The 19280-nt window shown below is 59.6% G+C and carries 12 protein-coding genes; 7 read left to right on the top strand and 5 right to left on the bottom strand.

Annotated elements, in window-relative coordinates; genetic code table 11:
• Together gltB and BMZ36_RS08890 are read right to left on the bottom strand one after the other, a co-directional pair.
• On the bottom strand, positions 1-4434 hold the full coding sequence (gene gltB / locus BMZ36_RS08895; RefSeq protein ID WP_091194944.1) for a glutamate synthase large subunit: 4434 nt from the start codon (positions 4432-4434) through the stop codon (positions 1-3).
• A gap of 696 nt (positions 4435-5130) precedes the next feature.
• Positions 5131-7389, bottom strand: a complete 2259-nt coding sequence (locus BMZ36_RS08890; protein WP_091194792.1) for a diguanylate cyclase domain-containing protein — start codon at positions 7387-7389, stop codon at positions 5131-5133.
• Positions 7390-7644: 255 nt separating this feature from the next.
• Between BMZ36_RS08890 and BMZ36_RS08885 the strand changes: the two genes are divergently transcribed.
• From BMZ36_RS08885 to BMZ36_RS08870, 4 genes are all read left to right on the top strand, one after another.
• Positions 7645-9009 carry an efflux transporter outer membrane subunit gene (locus BMZ36_RS08885; protein ID WP_218142683.1) on the top strand — a complete coding sequence of 455 codons (1365 nt, stop codon included), beginning with the start codon at positions 7645-7647 and terminating at the stop codon, positions 9007-9009.
• Between the two features lie 206 nt (positions 9010-9215).
• Entirely contained in the window at positions 9216-10502 is a 1287-nt protein-coding gene (locus BMZ36_RS08880; protein WP_091194942.1) for an efflux RND transporter periplasmic adaptor subunit, read from the top strand.
• Between the two features lie 503 nt (positions 10503-11005).
• Complete coding sequence (locus tag BMZ36_RS08875; RefSeq protein WP_245747857.1) at positions 11006-11713, top strand: ABC transporter ATP-binding protein; 708 nt, start codon at positions 11006-11008, stop codon at positions 11711-11713.
• On the top strand, positions 11710-12930 hold the full coding sequence (locus BMZ36_RS08870; RefSeq protein WP_091194781.1) for an ABC transporter permease: 1221 nt from the start codon (positions 11710-11712) through the stop codon (positions 12928-12930). Before BMZ36_RS08875 ends, BMZ36_RS08870 begins: the two co-directional genes overlap by 4 nt.
• A gap of 58 nt (positions 12931-12988) precedes the next feature.
• Here the strand turns inward: BMZ36_RS08870 and BMZ36_RS08865 are convergent, their stop codons facing one another.
• The gene (locus BMZ36_RS08865) at positions 12989-14143 is read right to left on the bottom strand and encodes an NADH-dependent flavin oxidoreductase (protein ID WP_091194778.1); all 1155 of its coding nucleotides are present in this window, start codon (positions 14141-14143) and stop codon (positions 12989-12991) included.
• Positions 14144-14361: 218 nt separating this feature from the next.
• Between BMZ36_RS08865 and BMZ36_RS08860 the strand changes: the two genes are divergently transcribed.
• Positions 14362-15285 carry an AraC family transcriptional regulator gene (locus BMZ36_RS08860; RefSeq protein ID WP_091194774.1) on the top strand — a complete coding sequence of 308 codons (924 nt, stop codon included), beginning with the start codon at positions 14362-14364 and terminating at the stop codon, positions 15283-15285.
• Positions 15286-15364: 79 nt separating this feature from the next.
• On the opposite strand, the gene BMZ36_RS08855 is transcribed toward BMZ36_RS08860, so the two are convergent.
• Together BMZ36_RS08855 and BMZ36_RS08850 are read right to left on the bottom strand one after the other, a co-directional pair.
• A complete protein-coding gene (locus BMZ36_RS08855) occupies positions 15365-15775 on the bottom strand; it encodes a YybH family protein (protein WP_091194770.1) in 411 nt (136 codons plus the stop codon).
• Between the two features lie 132 nt (positions 15776-15907).
• On the bottom strand, positions 15908-16744 hold the full coding sequence (locus BMZ36_RS08850) for an SDR family oxidoreductase (RefSeq protein ID WP_091194766.1): 837 nt from the start codon (positions 16742-16744) through the stop codon (positions 15908-15910).
• A 196-nt stretch (positions 16745-16940) separates the two neighbouring features.
• Here BMZ36_RS08850 and BMZ36_RS08845 point away from each other — a divergent pair, with 196 nt between their 5' ends.
• Together BMZ36_RS08845 and BMZ36_RS08840 are read left to right on the top strand one after the other, a co-directional pair.
• Positions 16941-17261, top strand: coding sequence for a winged helix-turn-helix transcriptional regulator (locus BMZ36_RS08845; protein ID WP_218142682.1), 321 nt, complete (start codon positions 16941-16943; stop codon positions 17259-17261).
• A gap of 296 nt (positions 17262-17557) precedes the next feature.
• Entirely contained in the window at positions 17558-19168 is a 1611-nt protein-coding gene (locus BMZ36_RS08840) for a hypothetical protein (RefSeq protein WP_091194760.1), read from the top strand.
• Positions 19169-19280 lie beyond the last annotated feature (112 nt).

The raw sequence follows: 19280 nt of genomic DNA, 5'->3' as shown, positions 1-19280 counted from the left end.
TTACTGCTTGAGCAGGCTGTCGAGCGTGGCGGCCTTCGGCTTCACCAGCCAGAAGTAATCCGCTGCCATATCGAAATCTTCGAGCAACTGGCGGCCGATTTCGCTGCCGGTGAGCTTCACATGCTGTTCGATCTTCTCGCGCAGGAACTGGCGGTGTTCTTCCATGCCTTCGGAGTTGATCAGGCTGATGTCGATCAGTTCGTTGTTGTAGCGATAGGCGAACTTCTGCTGGCGGTCGTAGACCAGGGCAAAACCGCCGGTCATGCCTGCGCCGAAGTTGTAGCCGGTATCGCCGAGCACCACCACGCAGCCGCCGGTCATGTATTCGCAACCGTGATCGCCCACCCCTTCGACCACCGCCGTGGCGCCGGAGTTGCGCACGGCGAAGCGCTCGCCCGCGATGCCCGCAGCGAAGAGCTCGCCGCCGGTCGCGCCGTAGAGGCAGGTGTTGCCGACGATGACCGCTTCATGCGAAGCGAACTCACTGCCCTTGGGCGGGTACACCACCACGCGGCCGCCGGACATGCCCTTGCCCACGTAATCGTTGGCATCGCCTTCGAGCTCGATGGTCAGACCCTTGGCATTCCACACGCCGAGCGACTGGCCGGCCGAGCCCTTGAGCTTGACGGTCAGGCAATCGGCAGGCAGGCCGTCGGCGCCGTGCGCCTTGGCGATCTCGCCGGAGAGGCGCGCGCCGATCGAGCGGTGAATGTTCTGCACCGGATATTCGAGCACCTGCGGGGTCTTGGCCTTGATGCCGGCAATGGCATCCTTGACCATCTGCTCGGCCAGCTCGCCCTTGTCGAAGGACGGGTTGGAGGCTTCGACGCAGTAGCGCGGCTCGCTGGTGGGCACTGAGCCCTGGGCCAGCAGCACGTCGAGTTGCAGCTTCTGCTGCTTCTCGGTCGCGCCTTCGATGACTTGCAGCAGATCGGCGCGGCCGATCAGCTCTTCCATGCTGCGCACGCCGAGCTTGGCCATCCACTCGCGGGTTTCGCGGGCGATGAAGGTGAAGTAGTTCATCACCATCTCAGGCAGGCCGATGAAGTGCTTGGTGCGCAGCTTCAGTTCCTGAGTCGCGACGCCGGTCGCACAGTTGTTCAGATGGCAGATACGCAGGAACTTGCAGCCCAGCGCGACCATCGGGCCGGTACCGAAACCGAACGATTCCGCGCCCATCAGCGCGGCCTTGACCACGTCCAGACCGGTCTTGAGACCACCGTCGGCCTGCACGCGAACGCGGCCACGCAGACCGTTGGCACGCAGCACCTGCTGGGCTTCGGTCAGGCCGAGTTCGAACGGCGTGCCGGCATACTTGACCGAGGCAATCGGCGAAGCACCGGTGCCGCCGTCGTAGCCGGAAATGGTGATCAGGTCGGCATAAGCCTTGGCCACGCCGGCGGCAATCGTGCCCACGCCCGGCTCGGCCACGAGCTTCACGGACACCAGCGCCTGCGGGTTGACCTGCTTCAGGTCGAAGATCAACTGGGCCAGGTCTTCAATCGAGTAGATATCGTGATGCGGCGGCGGGGAGATCAGCGAGATGCCCGGCTTGGAGCAACGCAGCTTGGCGATCAGCGGCGACACCTTGTCGCCCGGCAATTGGCCGCCCTCGCCCGGCTTGGCGCCCTGCGCCACCTTGATCTGCAGCACTTCGGCATTGACCAGGTAATGCGGGGTTACGCCGAAGCGGCCGGAGGCCACCTGCTTGATCTTGGACATCTTGACCGTGCCGTAGCGGCTGGCATCTTCACCGCCCTCGCCGGAGTTGGAACGCGCGCCAAGGCGGTTCATGGCTTCGGCGAGCGCTTCGTGTGCTTCGGGGCTCAGGGCACCGAGCGACATGCCGGCGGAATCGAAACGCTTGAGGATGGCTTCGACCGGCTCGACTTCGTCGATGGAAATGGACTGGGCCGGATCGATCTTCAGCGCCATCAGGTCGCGCAGCATGGCGACCGGGCGCTGGTTCACCAGCTCGGCGTACTTCCGGTATTCGGCGTAATCGCCGCCCTGCACCGCCTTTTGCAGTTGCATCACCACGTCCGGGTTGTAGGCGTGGTATTCCTCGCCGTGGACGTATTTGAGCAGGCCACCTTGCGAGATCGGGCGCATCGGGTTGAAGGCAAGCTTGTTGAGCTGCTGCAGATCGGCTTCGAAATCAGCGAAACTAGCACCGGAGATGCGCGAGGTCGTACCGGCCATGCACAGATCGACGACTTCCTCGTTCACGCCCACGGCTTCGAACAACTGCGCGCCACGATAGGACGCGATGGTGGAAATACCCATCTTCGACAGGATTTTGAGCAAGCCCTTGTCGATGCCCTTGCGGAAGTTGGCGCAAGCCTTGTCCAGCGTGTATTCGACCTGACCGAGTTCGATCAGCTCCTTGACGGTCTGGTAGGCAAGGTACGGGTAAACAGCGGTCGCGCCGTAGCCGAGCAAACAGGCAAAGTGGTGCGGATCGCGCGCGGTCGCAGTTTCGACCACGATGTTGGTCTTGCAACGCAAACCGGCATTGATCAGCGCATGCTGCACCGCGCCCGTAGCGAACAGCGCGTGGACCGGCAGCTTGCCCTTGGCGATGTTGCGGTCGGACAGCACTACGATCACCACGCCATCTTCACTCACGGCGCGAACAACATCCGCTTGCAAGCGCAGCAGCGCCTGCTTGAGGTTTTCCTGAGCCGGATCGTAGTTGAGTTCGAAGAAACGGCTCTTGTAGTCCGGATCGATCTGTTCGGTCAGGACCGCGAACTTCTTCGCCGACAGGACCGGCGAACGCACTTCGATGCGCTTGGCGTTGTATTCCTCTTCCAGGAATACGTTGCGCTCGGAACCGAAGCAGGTATTGAGCGACATCACGATCGCTTCGCGGATCGGGTCGATCGGCGGATTGGTCACCTGCGCGAACTGCTGACGCAGGTAGTCGAACGGCGAGCGCACTTTCTGCGACAGCACGGCCATCGGCGTGTCGTCACCCATCGAGCCAATCGCTTCCTGACCGGATTCGGCCAGCACGCGAATCACCTGGTCGCGCTCTTCAAACGACAGCAGGAACTGCTTCTGGTAGGCCAGCAGATCGTTCTTGCTCCACTGCCGCACCACGCCCGGATCGGAGCTTTCTTCCAGATGGATGGCATGACGCTTGATCCACTGGCGGTACGGATGCGCGGCCTTCAGACGGTTGTCGATGGTTTCGGTATCGAGGAATTCACCGGTCTTGAGGTCGGCCGCCACGATCTGGCCTGGCTTGACGCGGCCCTTCTTGACCACGTCTTCCGGCTTGTAATCCCACACGCCGATTTCGGAGGCGATGGTGAGGTGGCGGTCCTTGGTGATCACATAGCGCGCCGGGCGCAGGCCATTGCGGTCCAGCATGCAGCCGGCATAGCGGCCGTTGGTCCAGACGATGCCGGCCGGGCCGTCCCACGGCTCCATGTGCAGCGAGTTGTATTCGTAGAACGCACGCAGGTCGCGGTCGGTGCTGTCCACGTTCTGCCAAGCCGGCGGAACCAGCATGCGCAGCGCGCGGAAGATGTCGATGCCGCCCTGCAGCAGGCCTTCGAGCATGTTGTCGAGGCTCATGGAATCGGAGCCGTCGGTCTGCACGATCGGGCGCACGGAATCCATATCGAGATTCGGGGTTTCCAGAATCGCTTCACGTGCCTTGGCCCAGAGACGGTTACCGGAAACGGTGTTGATTTCGCCGTTGTGCGCCAGGAAGCGGAACGGCTGCGCCAGCTTCCACTGCGGCCAGGTATTGGTCGAGAAACGCTGGTGATAAACAGCCAGAGCGGATTCGAAGCGGCTGTCGCTCAGGTCCGGGTAGAACACCGGCAGGTTGTCCGGCGTGACCAGGCCCTTGTAGGAAATCACATGCGGGTTGAGCGTCGGGATGTAGAAGGACTTGTCCGCAGCGTTGGCCTTTTCTGCCAGACGACGAGCCTGGAAGAGCTTGCGTTCGAAGCTCAGGTCGTCCATGCCTTCCGGACAGTTGACGAACACCTGCTTGAACAGCGGCAGCGTCTTGAGCGCGTATTCGCCGCAGGCGTCATTGTTGGTCGGCACCGTACGGATACCGGCCACGGCCAGCCCTTGTGCCTCGACGGCCTCACGCAGGCGCGCCAGCGAATCTTCCGCCGAGTGGAACACGAGACCCGCCGCGTACTGACCGGCCAGCGCAATGCCGGCTTCGGCCGCAACAGCGCGCAGGAAGCTGTCCGGCTTGCCGAACAGAAGACCGCAACCGTCACCCGATTTGCCGTCAGCCGCCACCGCACCGCGGTGGGTCAGGCAGGCGAGCGAACTGATCGCCGTGGAAACCAGCCAGTGCGAGGGTTTATTGTCCATCTGGGCAATAAGACCGAAACCGCAACTATCCTGTTCGAAGCGCGGGTTATAGAGCGTTCCCCGCAACCAGCTTTGTCTGTCCATCGTCATGCAACCCTTGTATCACAGAGGCCGTGTAGTAGCCTGAACCAACCCCGCACTCGGCGGAGGCGTTGTTTCCTCTCGATTTTTCGAGAGAAAGGGTCAAGATTCTATCCCTATTAGGGTTTTCCCGCAATTGAGCAGACGCACATCTTTTTGATCGGGGAATTCGATGAAAAACGAAGGGGGAGAGCCCGGATGATTTCATTGGCGGCAGATGGTTCCTTCTCCCTCACAGGGGGGAACAAACCGCAGCGGGTAGCCCGGATGCAGCGCAGCGAAATCCGGGAGTACGGGTTCAAAGACAAATCGGGTTGTGGCGACCAACAACGAAAGCCCCGGATTTCACGTTGTTTCATCCGGGCTACTCGCTTACGACATTTTCATTGACCAGAATCGCTTGCAGCACGCCCTGCCCTGGAAGGCGCCGAGAAGCACAGCAAGGCGCGGGAATTCGGCGAGCACTGTTTGAGGCCGCAGGCCGAGTTGCGCAGCCGCCGTGTCTTGCGAGCATCGCAGGGAACCCCGTAGGGGCGCCGGAGCGGGCTCGCCTAGGGGTGAAGGGGATTTGGCGAGACAAATCCCTTTCCCGTTTGCCGGGCGGAACCGGCCCTAAACCCTGCGCCGCAGGCGCATGAAAATCCTTCAGTGAACAGCATTGCCGTCGATGGAGTGTTTCCGGGCGCAGGAGATGACGGGTTAAAACCCGTCCTGCCCGCCGGAAAACATGCAGAACCGGTTCTTGCCCATTTGCTTGGCCTGGTACATCGCTTGATCGGCATGGCGCATCAGGACATCGGCCTCGTCACCGTCCTGCGGATAGCAAGCAACGCCTGCACTACCCGAGACATGCAACACGGCATCTTCCAAAGTGACTGGTTCGGCCGCAGCCTGTAACAGACGCTCCAGCGCAGGTAAGCAGCTTTGCGGGGAATCCTGGTCCGCGAGCACGGCGACGAACTCGTCACCCCCCAGGCGCGCCACGGTATCGACCGCACGCAATGCACCCGTGAACCGCTGTGCAATGGCGATCAGGAGTTTGTCGCCGGCCTCGTGACCGTAGCGGTCGTTGACTTCCTTGAAGCCATCCAGATCCAGGTAGACTACGGCGACGGTCTTGCCATTGCGCTGGCCTTCGGCAATCGCGTGGCGCAAGCGGTCGGCAAGCAGCATGCGGTTGGGCAAACCCGTCAGCACGTCGAAATGAGCCAGATGCTCAAGCCGGAGCTGGTATTGCTTGATTTCAGTGATGTCGGCAAACAAGACGACATAATGCTGCCGCACACCCGCCTCATCGAACACGGCAGTGATGGTGTTGAGCTCGGCGTAAATCTCACCGTTCTTGCGCCGGTTCCAGATTTCGCCGGCCCAGTAGCCCCCCTCGATCAGGGCCCTCCACATGTCGGCATAGAACTCGGCATCGTGCAGTCCGGATTTAAGGATGCGCGGATTCTTGCCGATGGCTTCTTCGCGGCTGTAGCCGGTGATGGTCGTGAAAGTCTCGTTGACATCCAGAATGGTGCCGTCGAGATCGGTAATAGCAATACCTTCGCGTGCATGCAGGAATACGCTTGCCGCGAGCTGTAGACGGGCTTCGGCCTTTTTGCGCGCGGTGATGTCACGGGAAACACCGAGCACGGCTACGATCCCGCCGTCCACATCGCGCATGGGAACGGCATACATCTCCAGCCAGCGATGCGCCCCTTTGAAGCCAACCACCTCGTAAGCAACCACTGCCGACTCGCCCCGTCCGGCTCGCAAGACTGCCTCAGAGAATGCTGCCCGGCATTCGGGGACGACGAGATCGACTGCCTTGGCGCCAGTTACCTGCTCTTCGGAATCGGCCTCCATCAGGGCAAGGCCGGCACGGTTCATCTGTTCGAGCACACCATCCAATGTCAGCACCTTCACACACTCCGGCTCGGTATCGACGATCGTCTTCAGCCGTTGCTCGCTGTCGGCCAACCGCCGGGCCGCGTGCTCTTCCCTTTGCAGAAACTGGCGACTGTGGCGCTGGCAAACATACAGCCCGGCAGCGAAGAGCATCGTAGCCAGAAAAAAAATACCGACCGTCATCCGGGCATTGCGATTCCAGTCACGATAGATTTCGCTCAAAGGACGCGATACCGCAACGACCAGCGGCTTGTCCATCTTCAAAACCGCTGGCCGGATATCGCGCTGGACAAGCATGAGACTCTCTTCCCGCGCCAAGGCCATTCCGGAAAAGACCGTGACCGGCTGCCCGCTCTCCCTATGACGCAAGAAAAGCGAGCCTGGCTGCGCCAGGTTCATGCCGACAACATCCCGGCTGAAAGACGGCACGGCCAGGAACACGACCCCGTCGCCATGCTGCAGCGAAGCAAACATGTCCGGCAGATGATTCACGGAATCGAGCAAAGGATTGAAATAGGTCGGGGCCAACGTTGCGGCAACGATTCCGCCAAACTCCCCGTGTGGGCCGGGAATCATGCGCGTCACGACAAGTGAATAGGCGCCGAGCACGGTACGAAACGGTGGCGAAACGTACAACGTATCCGGGTCGGCATGCTGTTGCGGCACCCGGAAATACTCGCGTTGACTGAAATCCTCGCTTCGGCCAAGAAGTTCAGGACGGCTTGCGGCCCATATCCGCCCCGACGCATCGAGGATAGTCAGGGTACGCACGCCAGGCATGGCTTCTACCAGCAAACGCAGACGATCATTCAAATCCGGTCCCACATGACCGGAAACGACATCCTTGCGCAGCTCGGCCAGGGCCTCATTGGTCGATTCGAGGTTTTTTTCGACGTTGATCTGAACCACGCGCGACATGGCCAGCAAGCGTTCCTGTTCGTGCCGTTCGACACGTACACGGTCCCGCCAGATTTCATAGCCGGTGCTGGCTCCAAGGATCAGTACCGCCGCAACGAAAATCAACCATTGGACGAAAAAGGGGTTGTGCTGTCTGGGTGAGTGCATGGTCTGCCAAAGTGGGTCCGCCGCCGCCCAATATCGGCCTGCGGCAGGTTTTCTGCAATGCAGGCAGTGGGTCTCTGCCGGATCGGACAAAAAATTACGTCAAAATTTTACTGTTTTTTACATGCCGCTTTGAGCGTTTTACACGCAGCTGCCGGATACTGCGCCAGTCCCGTTTCATAGCGATGCAAACACCCGATGCCTTCAGCAAAGCAAGCCGTGCGCCGTTCATGTCAAACCAAGCTTCTGGTGCTCTCCATGGCTTTACTGCTGGCAGGCTGCGCAGGCAGTCTGCCCTACAAGATGCCAACGCTGGACATTCCCGCCCTCTGGAAAAGCAATCCCGCCGCAGTAGCCGCCGCCCAGCCAACCGATCCCGCGCAGTGGTGGAAAACGCTCGGCGATCCGGTGCTCGACCAACTGATCGAATCCGCATTGCAGAACAGCCCCGATCTGCGCCTGGCCGCAGCCAAGGTACGCGAGGCGCGTGCGCAGAAAGGCGTGAGCGATGCCAACCTTTGGCCCTCGCTCAACGCCACGGCCAACGCCAGCCGCAGCAAGAACAGCAAGGAAACCGGCTCCGGAGCGACCGGCAACCAGTTCTCCGCAGGGCTCGACGCCAGTTGGGAGCTCGATCTCTTCGGCGGGCTGCGCAGCGCAGCCGAAGCCTCCGATGCCAGCCTACAGGCAAGCATAGAGAGTTTGCGTGACACGCGGGTGACACTGCTGGCGGAAACCGCGCAGGGCTATATCGACTACCGCGGCCTGCAAGCCCGCCTGCAAGTGGCGCGCGACAACCTCAAGAGCCAGGAAGAAACGCTCGCCATCACGCGCTGGCGCCAGCAGGCCGGGCTCGTGACCGAGCTGGACGTGGCGCAAGCCAGCACCAGCGTCGAACAGGCACGAGCGGCGATTCCAGCGCTCGAAAAATCGCTGGAAAGCACGCGCAACAGCCTGGCGGTGCTGGCCGGTTTGACGCCGACCAGGCTCGCAGCCCTACTGGAAAAGGCCGGCAGCATTCCGCAAACGCCCGCCTCGCTCGCCATCGGCATCCCCGCCGATACGCTACGCCAGCGCCCGGACGTGCGCGCCGCGGAACAACAACTGTTCGCCAAGGCAGCGCTCGTCAAGAAAGCCGAAGCCGCGCGCTACCCGAGCCTGACGCTTTCCGGCTCAATCGGGCTGGAAGCACTGCGCGCCGGGCGGCTTTTCAGTGCCGACGCCATGGCCGGCAGCATCGCCGCCGGGCTGACTGCGCCGATCTTCGATGCCGGCCGCATCCGCCAGAACATCGCCATCCAGACCGCGCAACAGGAGCAAGTTCTGGCGACTTACGAAAAAACCGTGTTGCAGGCACTGGCCGACGTGGAAAACGCGCTGGTCGCGCTGAACAAGACCCGCGAACGCGAAACCAGCCTGCAAGCCGCCGACACTTCCGCGAACGAGGCGCTGGCACTGGCCCGTGCCCGTTACCAGGCCGGACTGATCGACTTCCTGCCGCTTTTGGAGGCCCAGCGCACCCAACTCAGCGCCGACGATTCCCGCCTGAGCGCCGCTGCAGACCGCGCCAAGGCGCTGGTCCAGCTCTACAAGGCGTTGGGCGGGGGGTGGACGCCGGGGTAATCGCACTTTCCTGGTTTCCCCTCGCCCCTTGCGGGGGCAATGTATCAAGCGGGTAGCCCGGATGTAGCGCAGCGGAATCCGGGAACACGGGTTCAAAGACAAACCGGGTTTGTGGCCCTCCAACGAAAGCCCCGGATTTCACGTTGTTTCATCCGGGCTACTTGCTGACCGACCGACAACAAAGCTTCACCATGAGCGATGACATCATGCCGAACAAAGACACCTTTCTTTCAAAAATCCGGCCAGCGCCAAGCTGGTTGAAGCTCGCCAAGCTGGGGAGCGGAGCCCTGTTGACGGCAACGCTGCTGGGCGGCGGCTATGCCTGGAGCCAGCACGGCCGAAGCGATACGCAATATGTGACCGAACCCGTCGGGCGCGGCGACATCGCGCTCAAGGTTTCCGCGACCGGCACCTTGAGCCCGACCAATTCGGTCGACGTGGGCAGCGAGCTTTCCGGCACCATCGCGGCCGTCCTGGTCGATTACAACGACCGGGTAAAAAAGGGCCAGGTTCTAGCCGAGCTCGACACCACCAAGCTCAGGCAGCAGATCGCCAAATCGCAGGCCGCACTGAAAGCCGCCGAAGCCAGCATCGCCCAGAACCGCGCCACCGTCGCCGAAACCGGCGCCACGGTCAAACGCTACGAGGAAGTCTCGCGCCTTTCCGGCGGCAAGGTGCCGGCCCCCACGGAAATGGATGCGGCCCGTGCCAAGCTGGCGCGCGCCCAGGCCGATCTCGACAGCGCGCTGGCCGCCGTCGCCGAGGCGCGCGCCTCCTTGCAGTCCAACGAAACCGATCTCGCCAAGTCCACCATCCGCGCCCCGATTGACGGCGTGGTACTCAGCCGTGCCGTGAGCAAGGGCCAGACCGTGGCGGCTTCGCTGTCGGTCACGACGCTGTTCACGCTCGCCGAGGATTTGAAAAAGATGGAACTGGTGGTCTCGGTCGCCGAATCCGATGTCGGGCAGGTCCGCGCCGGGCAGGCTGCGGAATTCAACGTCGATGCCCATCCTGACAAGCCCTTCCCCGCCACGATCAAGCTGGTGCGCGTGGCCTCCAAGACCGTCGACAACGTGGTGAGCTACCAGACCGTGCTTGCGGTCGACAACCAGGATCTGGCGCTGTTGCCGGGCATGACCGCGACCGCCGACATTCTGGCCGCCGAGAAAAAAGGCGTATTGCGCGTTCCCAACGCCGCGTTGCGCTTTGAGCCCGGTGCTGCGCCCAGCGCCAAACCCGGCGGCGGCGTATTGAGCTTCCTGATGCCACGCCCGCCCATGCCGGCACAAGCGCCGCGCACTGCGAGCGCGCCCGCCAAAGCCGGCAGCAGCAAAGGAGCGGCTCGCGTCTGGATCGACTCCCCAACCGGCCCGCGCGCCGTGACCGTCCAGACCGGTTTGAGCGACGGCAAATACACCGAGATCGAATCCGGTGAGATCAAGGAAGGCGACGCGGTTATCACCGATACGGCGAGTGTGAAGAAGCCATCCTGATTTGCGCCGGCCATCATTGATCCGTTGTGATGCGCGAAGAAATCCCCGCGATGGCTTGGCAAAGCGTGGCCCAAAACGGGGGGCGGGTGCGACTTGCTTCCCCCTTTGCAAAAGGGGGATTGAGGGGGATTTGGGCAATGCTGTTTTATGCCTGTGCCGCTAAATCCCCCCAGCCCCCCTTTGTCAAAGGGGGGAACCCTGCACCCCGGCATGACGAAACGGATGTTTATTGATTTTCTAGTGGTCTGCTTCGTAAATAGCGGACACGAGAAAGCGAGGGATTCGAGTTTCTGGCAAGGCGCGAACCACAGCAATAGCCGTAGCTATTGCGAGGATGAGCAACGCGGCCAGGGGATCGAAGACAAGCTTTATCGGTTCGTTCATTTGCGAAGCAGACCACTAGCACCACAAAGAGACTGCGAGAAACCAGTTGCGCGAGATCTGTTTTTCTCTGTGTTCTCCGTGCCTCTGTGGTGAAAATGCATTCAAAGGAACATAACCCAATGGAACGCGAACCACTGATCCGCCTGCGCGGCATCACCAAGACCTACGGCAACGGCCAGGCTGCTTTCCAGGCGTTGCGCGGCATCGATCTCGACATCCACGAAGGCGAATTCATTGCCGTCATGGGCCCGAGCGGCTCGGGCAAATCGACCGCGATGAACCTTCTGGGTTGCCTGGACGTACCCAGCGGCGGCGAGTACCGTTTTCTGGGCCAGCACGTCGAGACCATGAGCCGCGACGAGCGCGCGCTGCTGCGCCGCCATCACATCGGCTTCGTGTTTCAGGGCTTCAACCTGCTGGCGCGCACCTCTGCGCTGGAAAACGTCGAGCTGCCGATGCTCTACCGCGGCGTATCGCAAAGCGAACGGCACAAGCAAGCGCGCGCTGCGCTGGAGCGCGTCGGGCTGAACGGGTGGGAAGACCACACGCCCGCCGAGCTTTCCGGCGGTCAGCAGCAGCGCGTCGCGATTGCCCGTGCCATCGTCACCGGGCCGGCGCTGTTGCTCGCCGACGAGCCGACCGGCAATCTGGACTCCGAACGCAGCCGCGAGATCATGCTGTTGCTGCAACAGCTCAACACCGACAACGGCATTACCGTGCTGATGGTGACCCACGAGCCGGATATGGCGGAATACGCCAAGCGCATCGTGCGCTTCGTCGACGGCCACATTGCGAATGACACCGTCCGGGAAGAGGTCTGCGCGTGATATTCAATGCCTTCCTGCTCGCCCTGCGCGAGATTCGCCGCAACCTGATGCGCGCCTTCCTGACCGTGCTCGGCATCGTGATCGGCGTCGCCGCCGTGGTCACCATGGTCACGCTCGGCAACGGCGCCACGGCCATGATCAAGACCCAGCTCTCCAGCCTGGGCAGCAATCTGGTGATCGTGGTCCCCGGTACGCGCATGGGGCCGGGCGGGGGCGGCACGCCGCCCCCCAACTTCAAGGAAAGCGATGTCGCCGCCATTCTGGAAAGCGTTCGCGGCGTACGCCTTGTCGCCCCCGCATCGAGCAGCTCGCTCACCGTGCAATACATGCAATCGAACCTGACCACGCGCGTACTCGGCTCCACGCCGGATTACTTCGAGATCGGCAACTGGAAGCTCGCCAACGGGCGTCTGTTTACCGACACCGAACAGCGCGCGGCCCGCGCCGTGTGTGTGATCGGCGAAACCGTGCGCAAATCGCTGTTCGGCAACAGCGGCAACCCGCTCGGCGAGCGCATCCGCCTCAAAACCCAGTCCTGCGAAGTGATCGGTGTCTTGGCGCCCAAGGGCCAGTCGGCGATGGGGCAGGATCAGGATGCCGTCGTCATCACGCCGCTCAAGACCTTCCAGCGCAGGCTGGCCGGGCGGCAAAGCCAGCAAGGCGTGGGCGAAATCATGACCTCGGTGCGCGAAGGCGCCAACACCGAAACCGTCGTCAACGACATCGCCAACCTGATGCGCTCCCGGCGCAACATCTCGGGCAACGAAGTGGACAACTTCAGCGTGATCGATACCAAACAGATCGCCAACACGCTCTCCAGCACCACGCAGATCATGACCGCCCTGCTTGGCGCGGTCGCCGCGGTGAGCCTTTTGGTCGGCGGCATCGGCATCATGAACATCATGCTGGTCTCGGTGACCGAACGCACCCGCGAGATCGGCACGCGGCTGGCGATTGGTGCGCTGGAGCGCGAGGTGCTACTGCAATTCCTGATCGAAGCGGTGGCGCTGTCGTCTTTCGGCGGGGCGATTGGGCTAGCGCTGGCACTAGGCTCGTCCCTACTGCTCACCTGGCTACTGAACATGCCCTATCTGTTCAACGCGCAAATCAACCTGATCGCATTCGGCGTATCGGCCACCATCGGCGTCGCTTTTGGTTTCGTACCGGCGAAGCGCGCGGCGCAGTTGAATCCGATTGATGCGTTGAGGCATGAGTAGCTACTCAATGAGCGGGGTAATGGCGGAATGTCGCTTCGCTCCGATTCCGCCGTACGAGTTAACCCACGGCCTCCGCTTCCTTGGCGAGCGTAAACCAGCCCTTTGCAGCCTGGATCATATTCCACAAACTGTCGGGAATCGCCAGTAGCGGTACGCGCTCAGGATCGAGCGCCGTGGTAATTTCTGCCTCCCGGCCTTCACCGGCGAGTTCGACCCACGTCGGGTTCATCACCAAGCCCTGCCCGATTGCGACCAGCGACAGGCCGGTCGTCAGTGCTTTTTCGGCGTCCCCGGGCGTGCGGATAAGTCCCGCCGCAATCAAGGGAACACGGTCGCCAACGTGCTTAACCAGCAGCTCGGCAATCGTGTGCTCGCCGGTATCGCCCACGGGTTTGGCATTCGGAATATCAAAGAGCGACGCATGGATGTAATCGACACCAGCCTCAATCAGCCGATCAATCAGCACGCAGGAATCGCCAATGCGCAGCCCTCCCTCGTCTGACTCTTGCGGTGAAATGCGGTAGCCAAGCAGGAAAGGCCCCTTGGCGTGTTCGGCGATGACCCGCTGCACTTCGCGCACCAGGGCCAGCGGGAAGCGCATGCGGTTTTCGAGAGAGCCGCCCCATTCATCATTGCGCTGGTTGAACAGGGGCGAGAAGAAGTTCTGGATGAGAAAGCCATGGGCGCCATGCAGCTCGATGCCATCGAAGCCCGCCTCGATGGCGCGGCGGGTCGTCTCGCCGAAAGCTGTGATGATCGCTTCGATTTCTTCCCGGGTCAGGGCATGGCTGGTCACTTCGCCGTCATTGAACGGGCCGGGAGGCGCCTTCAGCGCGCTGGCACTGACCACGCGGCCATCCGGTACGAGGTGGGGCACGGCTTTGTTGCCTGCGTGGTAAACCTGCAGGATGGCGGGAGCGCCGCCGCTCTTGGCGGCTTCCGACAAGCGACGAAGGCTGGAAATGAAGCGGTCTTCATGGCTGGCGAACTCGTCGGCGAAGCCGATGCCGTCCGGCGTTACGTGCGTGCAACCCGTCACCACCATGCCGACGCCGTTGGCGCGGGCACGGTAGTAAGCCACCTCCTGGTCGGAGACGGTGCCATCCGGGTTGGCCGACCACGTCGTCATAGGCGCCATCACGGCGCGGTTGCGCAGGATCAGACCGTTCTTGAGGGTCAAAGGTTGGAATAACCTCGTTTTGGTTTGGGTCATAATTGAATCTCCGTTGTTGGGAAAGAAGGTCTGCGGCCGTTTTGGGCCCGATGACACGCAGTGTGGCCCTGAATGCCCCGGACCCGTTTGCCAAAACTGCCTTGATATTTGCCTGATTCGACGAGATGCAATCAATAACGGAGTCTGTTGGCGTCCGGCAATGCTAAGCTTCAGCTTCGCAATACCAAGTCAAACACGTTAATCCAAGAGGATATGGGATGGTGATTCAGACAAAGCCGAATGTCGGTGAACTTGCCAGCCTGATCGGCGGCATTGCACAAATCGACGGAGATTGCAGCACACTGATTCCGGCACTGAAGCTTGGTCGGCGCAGTTCTGCCACCGATCCGATGCCTTGCATCTATGGCCTGGGCCTTGCGCTGATCGTGCAGGGCGGCAAGCGGGTCACGCTGGGCGATGAGATCTTCGACTACGGGGCGGGGCAATCCCTGATCACCACCGTGGACTTGCCCGTGGTGTCGTATGTCACCCGCGCCAGCCCCGCCGAACCTTTCCTCGGAATGTGGCTGGAGCTGGATGCCCGAGTCATCGCCCAGTTGGCGGCAGAGATGGAGTTTGCGACGCCGCTTCAGGTTGCAACGACGCGGGCAATGTCCGTCGAGACACTGGATGCAGGCCTGCAGGACGCGCTGACCCGCTTAGTCCGGCTGCTGGCTGAACCACCGCTGATTCCCCTCCTCGCCCCCTTGATCCAGCAGGAGATCGTCGTTCGCCTGCTCAATGGCGGGCATGGCCCCAGTCTGCGCCGTCTCGTTGCGGTCGGTTCCCCGAGCCAGCAAATTGCCAAGGTAATCGCCTGGTTGAAGCAGCACTACACGGAGGACGTGCCGATGGACGATCTTGCGGCCAAAGCGCACATGAGCCCGTCGACTTTCCGGCAGCATTTTCGTGCCGTCGCCGGCATGAGCCCCTTGCAGTACCTGAAAAACCTGCGCTTGCAGGATGCCCGGCAACTGATGCTCAACGAAAACATGGATGCGGGCAGTGCGGCAGTGCGTGTCGGGTATGAGAGCGCGTCCCAGTTCAGCCGGGAATACAGCCGGCTATTCGGGGAGCCGCCAAATCGCGATATCAAACGGATGCGCGAATCCACCAGGGCAAGAGACGGACGTCTCCACTGAGTGGGGCAACTCGGCATTGCTGCATGCTCAATGCCGACAGCTCGATCAACTCAAAAGTCGCAACCCCGTTGGGCGCGATTCAACCCGCAGGAGAAATTTTGGACGTGCAGTATCGTGCAATCTGCCACGCTCCGGCCGCCGACTTGCGTAGCAGGAACAGCTCCTGATAGGCCGCGGGCACGACGACGCCGGTCGCCTTGTTGGTTTCGGTACCCTCGGTGGCACTCCGGACGAAACCCCAATCGGCGCTGATTTGCACAACCTCCTTGATTTCATAGGTCATATCGAAGCCCACTGTTGCAAAGACGTTCGGATAGACCACGGCGAGCTCGTCCTTGCCCACGGCCGCAGGCATGCCGGGCGCCATCAGCACACCGTCATCAGCGTATGTTGCCAACACGGCGGCAACGTCGACGCGGCTGAACGCGGTCAAGTAGGCGACCGCACCCGCTTCAATCGCAGCCAGTTCTTCATTAAATGCTTTGCTCATTGTTATTCCTCCCAATGTCTTGCTTTGAGGCCAAGCGACTATTCGCGAGGCGAAGGCAAGCCCGGCGGATCACCGTACCCGCAGTCGCGGGCGGCTCTCGCCGGGCTGGTTTATTACGCAATCTGAAAAGGCTCAGCGCAGCGCTTGCGCGTTGTCTCGGGCGTAAGTCTCCAGGGAGCGGGGAGCCTTGCCGGTCAGAATCTGCACGTGATCCGTGACGGCAGCAGCCCATCCTTCCCGAACCGGGTAGAAGATCGACGCTATAAAGCCGGCGTAGTCAGCGGACACACCGGCGCCAGTGAGCATCCCGATGAATGCCTGGTCGTCGATGGGCGTGTAGGCGACCGATTTGCCGATGACTTCGGACAGCAGTTGGGCGGCCTGCCCATAGCCGATCGCCTCCGGCCCCGTCAGGTTGAATGCCTGGCCATCGAAGCGGTCGGTCGTCAGGGCCGCCGCCGCGCTCTCGGCGATGTCGCGCACATCAATGAAGCTCGTCTTTCCCTCGGCGGCTGGCAGTGTGATCTGGCCATGCTCGATCCCCGCCTTCCAGAAGGTGTGGAAGTTATCCGAGAACCAGTTCGGACGCAGGATCACGTAAGGCGTGCCGGACTTCTCCAGGGCGATCTCGACCTGGCGATAGGGAATCGAATCATCGGCGTCCACGCCGAACGCGCTCTGGAACACCACTTTCACGCGGCGCTCGGCCGCCGCCTGAATCACGGGCAGCAGCAGCTCCTTCTGATTGACGTAGCCGGCGGGCAGCATGACGTAGGCGCGATCAACGCCTTCAAAAGCCGCGGGGAAAGTCTCGGGCCGGGCATAATCAAAAACCACGGCTTCCGCGCCCGCCACCGGCTTGCCCGTGCGGGAGGCTGCTTTGACCTGCTCGCCTTTGCGCAGCAGGGCTTGCACGAGGGGTTGGCCGACATTGCCGGTGGCACCGAGAACGAGGATCTTCTGGGACATGGGGAGGACTCCTTTGTTGGTATCAAAAAGAAACTAGGTACACAATAGTAATCAGCGGTAGAATCCGGCACAAGAAGGCACTTTTTCCTTACCACGTTTCTTTGCGGTAACCACCCCTGACATTGACACCCTGACTATGCCCCCCTCCTACAACGTTTATGAAGATCGATGCCCCGCGCGGCAAGTGCTGGATCGCTTGGCCGACAAGTGGGCGCTGCTTATCCTTGCCCGGCTCCAGAATGAACCCGTGCGCTTCAACCAGTTGCGCCGGGACATCAAGGGGATCTCACAGAAAGTTCTGTCCCAGACCTTGAAAAAGCTTGAGCGCGATGGCCTGCTGTCGCGCAGTGTCTTTGCAACCGTCCCTGTCACCGTGGAGTACGCGCTGACGGATCTCGGTCAATCCCTGGTTCAGACGGTCAATACCTTCGCGCATTGGGCCGAACAGCACATGGATACGGTGCTGCTCGCGCAAGCCCAATACGACGCGTGTGCCGCCTCGAATCCTGGCGCTTGAGCAGACGCTGAGACGAGAAAAACGCAAAAGGATCGGCACCAAAGAGACAAAGGCCAGTCATTGAGACTGGCCTTTGTCGTTGATGTCGGCAGCAGTTCGGCCAAAGCGGTCGGTCATACTGCGTGCTAGCATGACAGCTATCGGCCAGAAGCGGACGGTTGTAGACACAAGCCGTATGCCGGCGTGGGTAACAATGGGCGCAGCGTATTGCGCTGGAAGTAATAAACGGATAAATATCCGGTGCGTTTCGCTTTGCTCAACTACATCCTACGTGATTGCACCTCACGAGATAAACTATGTCACAAAATCCATTTGAAGACTTTATCGATTTTTTATCCAAAAAACACGGCGAAGAGCTATGGGTTACCGTCTATAAACACGAGCCTAATAATGATACAGACCACGATGGTGTAATGTATTGCGCCCTTGTTAGTAAAGAAAAAACAGAACAAGCTATGCAACGTCCTGGCTGGGACTTGATGATAGGCAGTGGGGGGCCAGGTTTTTGTAAGTCATATCAATCTGGTGAAGAAATTACGACTTACTACACCAATTTAGATTATGACTTTTTGAGGCTAATTCTAGTTCGTGACTTTCATGGAAGAAAAGAGGACTACATAGAAATTCTTGAAGAGTTTCGCCTTTTTCACAATCTATATCATGATAAAAAAACTGGTTCATTTATTAGCTTCGACGAAGTCGGTGACGAAGTTGAAGTGATCAAAGTGGAGCGCAATGAAGTAAAAGTTCGAAGGCGATACTTACGTTCTTTTTTGGCCGCTCGTCAGATGAACTTGCTTCTATACTTTGAGCTAACTCGGCACTACAAGGACAAAACAAATTTTTCTGATGACATAAGCAATGAATCACTTACTTATACAATCTATTCAGGAGATTCTTATTCAGATGGATACACATCTTTTTCGAGGATATTAGGAAAAAAACTAATCCAATGTGAGACAGTGGAGAAGTGTGGTGTATGGCCATTTGAGCAAGAGAAGGCATATCAGGACTTCATTATTGGTGGCGATATCGATGAGCCCGAGATGTTTTCGTGTGACCCTGATGGATTAGCTAATTATTTTGGTGCTAATCCTGATGCCCCACATTATCTAACCCCTGTTTTTTTTCGTAAAGAAGTTATGCAGAAATACTATAGCTCATCTGACTATGAGATTGCAGATGGGCGCCTATGTAGGACGGGCGCGTGGGATTTGAGATTGGATAACAATTCGCCAAATCATGTGTCAGTATTTCTTGGGGATCTTGGTCGAGACCTGCCAAGCAAAGAACAAGTTTATTGGAAGAGTTTTAATTTAATGCCAGACGGAAGGAAAATTAGCAGAACAAATTTCGAACGGAGCTTTCTAGGTAATTTCTACGATGCCGAAAGCCCGGGGCACAGATTCAAACAAAAATTCAAAGATATCCAAGAATATTGGAATAAAAAATACAGCTGGCTTCTTTTCTTACCTCTCTCTATCAAAGATGAGCATTTTTATGAGTCGTTGCGATCAATGCTAACTAATGAGCAGTCGGAATTTGATGCACAAGTACTTGCTCTTACAAAAATCACGATAGACTCTATAAATGTAAGGTGTCTTAGAAACCACCTTATAATATCGGATACGTCGATCAAATCCATATCATTAATGGAAGCTCTTCTTGAAAAGTTAAAATCGCCACATTTGCCTGCGCTTTCCAGCCTATTGAAAGACATTCAATCTGTTAGATCAACTGGCGTAGCGCATAGAAAGGGTACGGAGTATGAGAAGACTATCTTAAGGCTAAATATTGATGATGGGGATTACGCTTCCGAGTTCGATCGGTTTTTATTGGGAATGCTCTTTCTTTTTGAAGAAGTCATGAAATTGGACTTAGATAGCGAGAATGGGCAACATGCCTAACAAAACGCGGCTATCACAAATTTCCCGCTGCGCTCCAAATTTGCCGCAGAGCGTGGCGTTAATGTCTGCAATGGGCACAAAGCGGAAGTATTAGGCGAAGCCAGCCAACTTT

This window comes from Formivibrio citricus (assembly GCF_900115065.1).
In the GTDB taxonomy this organism is placed as follows: domain Bacteria; phylum Pseudomonadota; class Gammaproteobacteria; order Burkholderiales; family Chitinibacteraceae; genus Formivibrio; species Formivibrio citricus.
The sequence above is the reverse complement of the archived record's forward strand: the minus strand, read 5'-3'. Positions and strand labels throughout refer to the sequence as shown.

Bases quoted from the DNA above. Each gene is read 5' to 3' on its own strand.
- gltB (WP_091194944.1), bottom strand. From the start codon at position 4,434: ATGGACAGACAAAGCTGGTTGCGGGGAACGCTCTATAACCCGCGCTTC.
- BMZ36_RS08890 (WP_091194792.1), bottom strand. From the start codon at position 7,389: ATGCACTCACCCAGACAGCACAACCCCTTTTTCGTCCAATGGTTGATT.
- BMZ36_RS08885 (WP_218142683.1), top strand. From the start codon at position 7,645: ATGGCTTTACTGCTGGCAGGCTGCGCAGGCAGTCTGCCCTACAAGATG.
- BMZ36_RS08880 (WP_091194942.1), top strand. From the start codon at position 9,216: ATGCCGAACAAAGACACCTTTCTTTCAAAAATCCGGCCAGCGCCAAGC.
- BMZ36_RS08875 (WP_245747857.1), top strand. From the start codon at position 11,006: ATGGAACGCGAACCACTGATCCGCCTGCGCGGCATCACCAAGACCTAC.
- BMZ36_RS08865 (WP_091194778.1), bottom strand. From the start codon at position 14,143: ATGACCCAAACCAAAACGAGGTTATTCCAACCTTTGACCCTCAAGAAC.
- BMZ36_RS08860 (WP_091194774.1), top strand. From the start codon at position 14,362: ATGGTGATTCAGACAAAGCCGAATGTCGGTGAACTTGCCAGCCTGATC.
- BMZ36_RS08855 (WP_091194770.1), bottom strand. From the start codon at position 15,775: ATGAGCAAAGCATTTAATGAAGAACTGGCTGCGATTGAAGCGGGTGCG.
- BMZ36_RS08850 (WP_091194766.1), bottom strand. From the start codon at position 16,744: ATGTCCCAGAAGATCCTCGTTCTCGGTGCCACCGGCAATGTCGGCCAA.
- BMZ36_RS08840 (WP_091194760.1), top strand. From the start codon at position 17,558: ATGTCACAAAATCCATTTGAAGACTTTATCGATTTTTTATCCAAAAAA.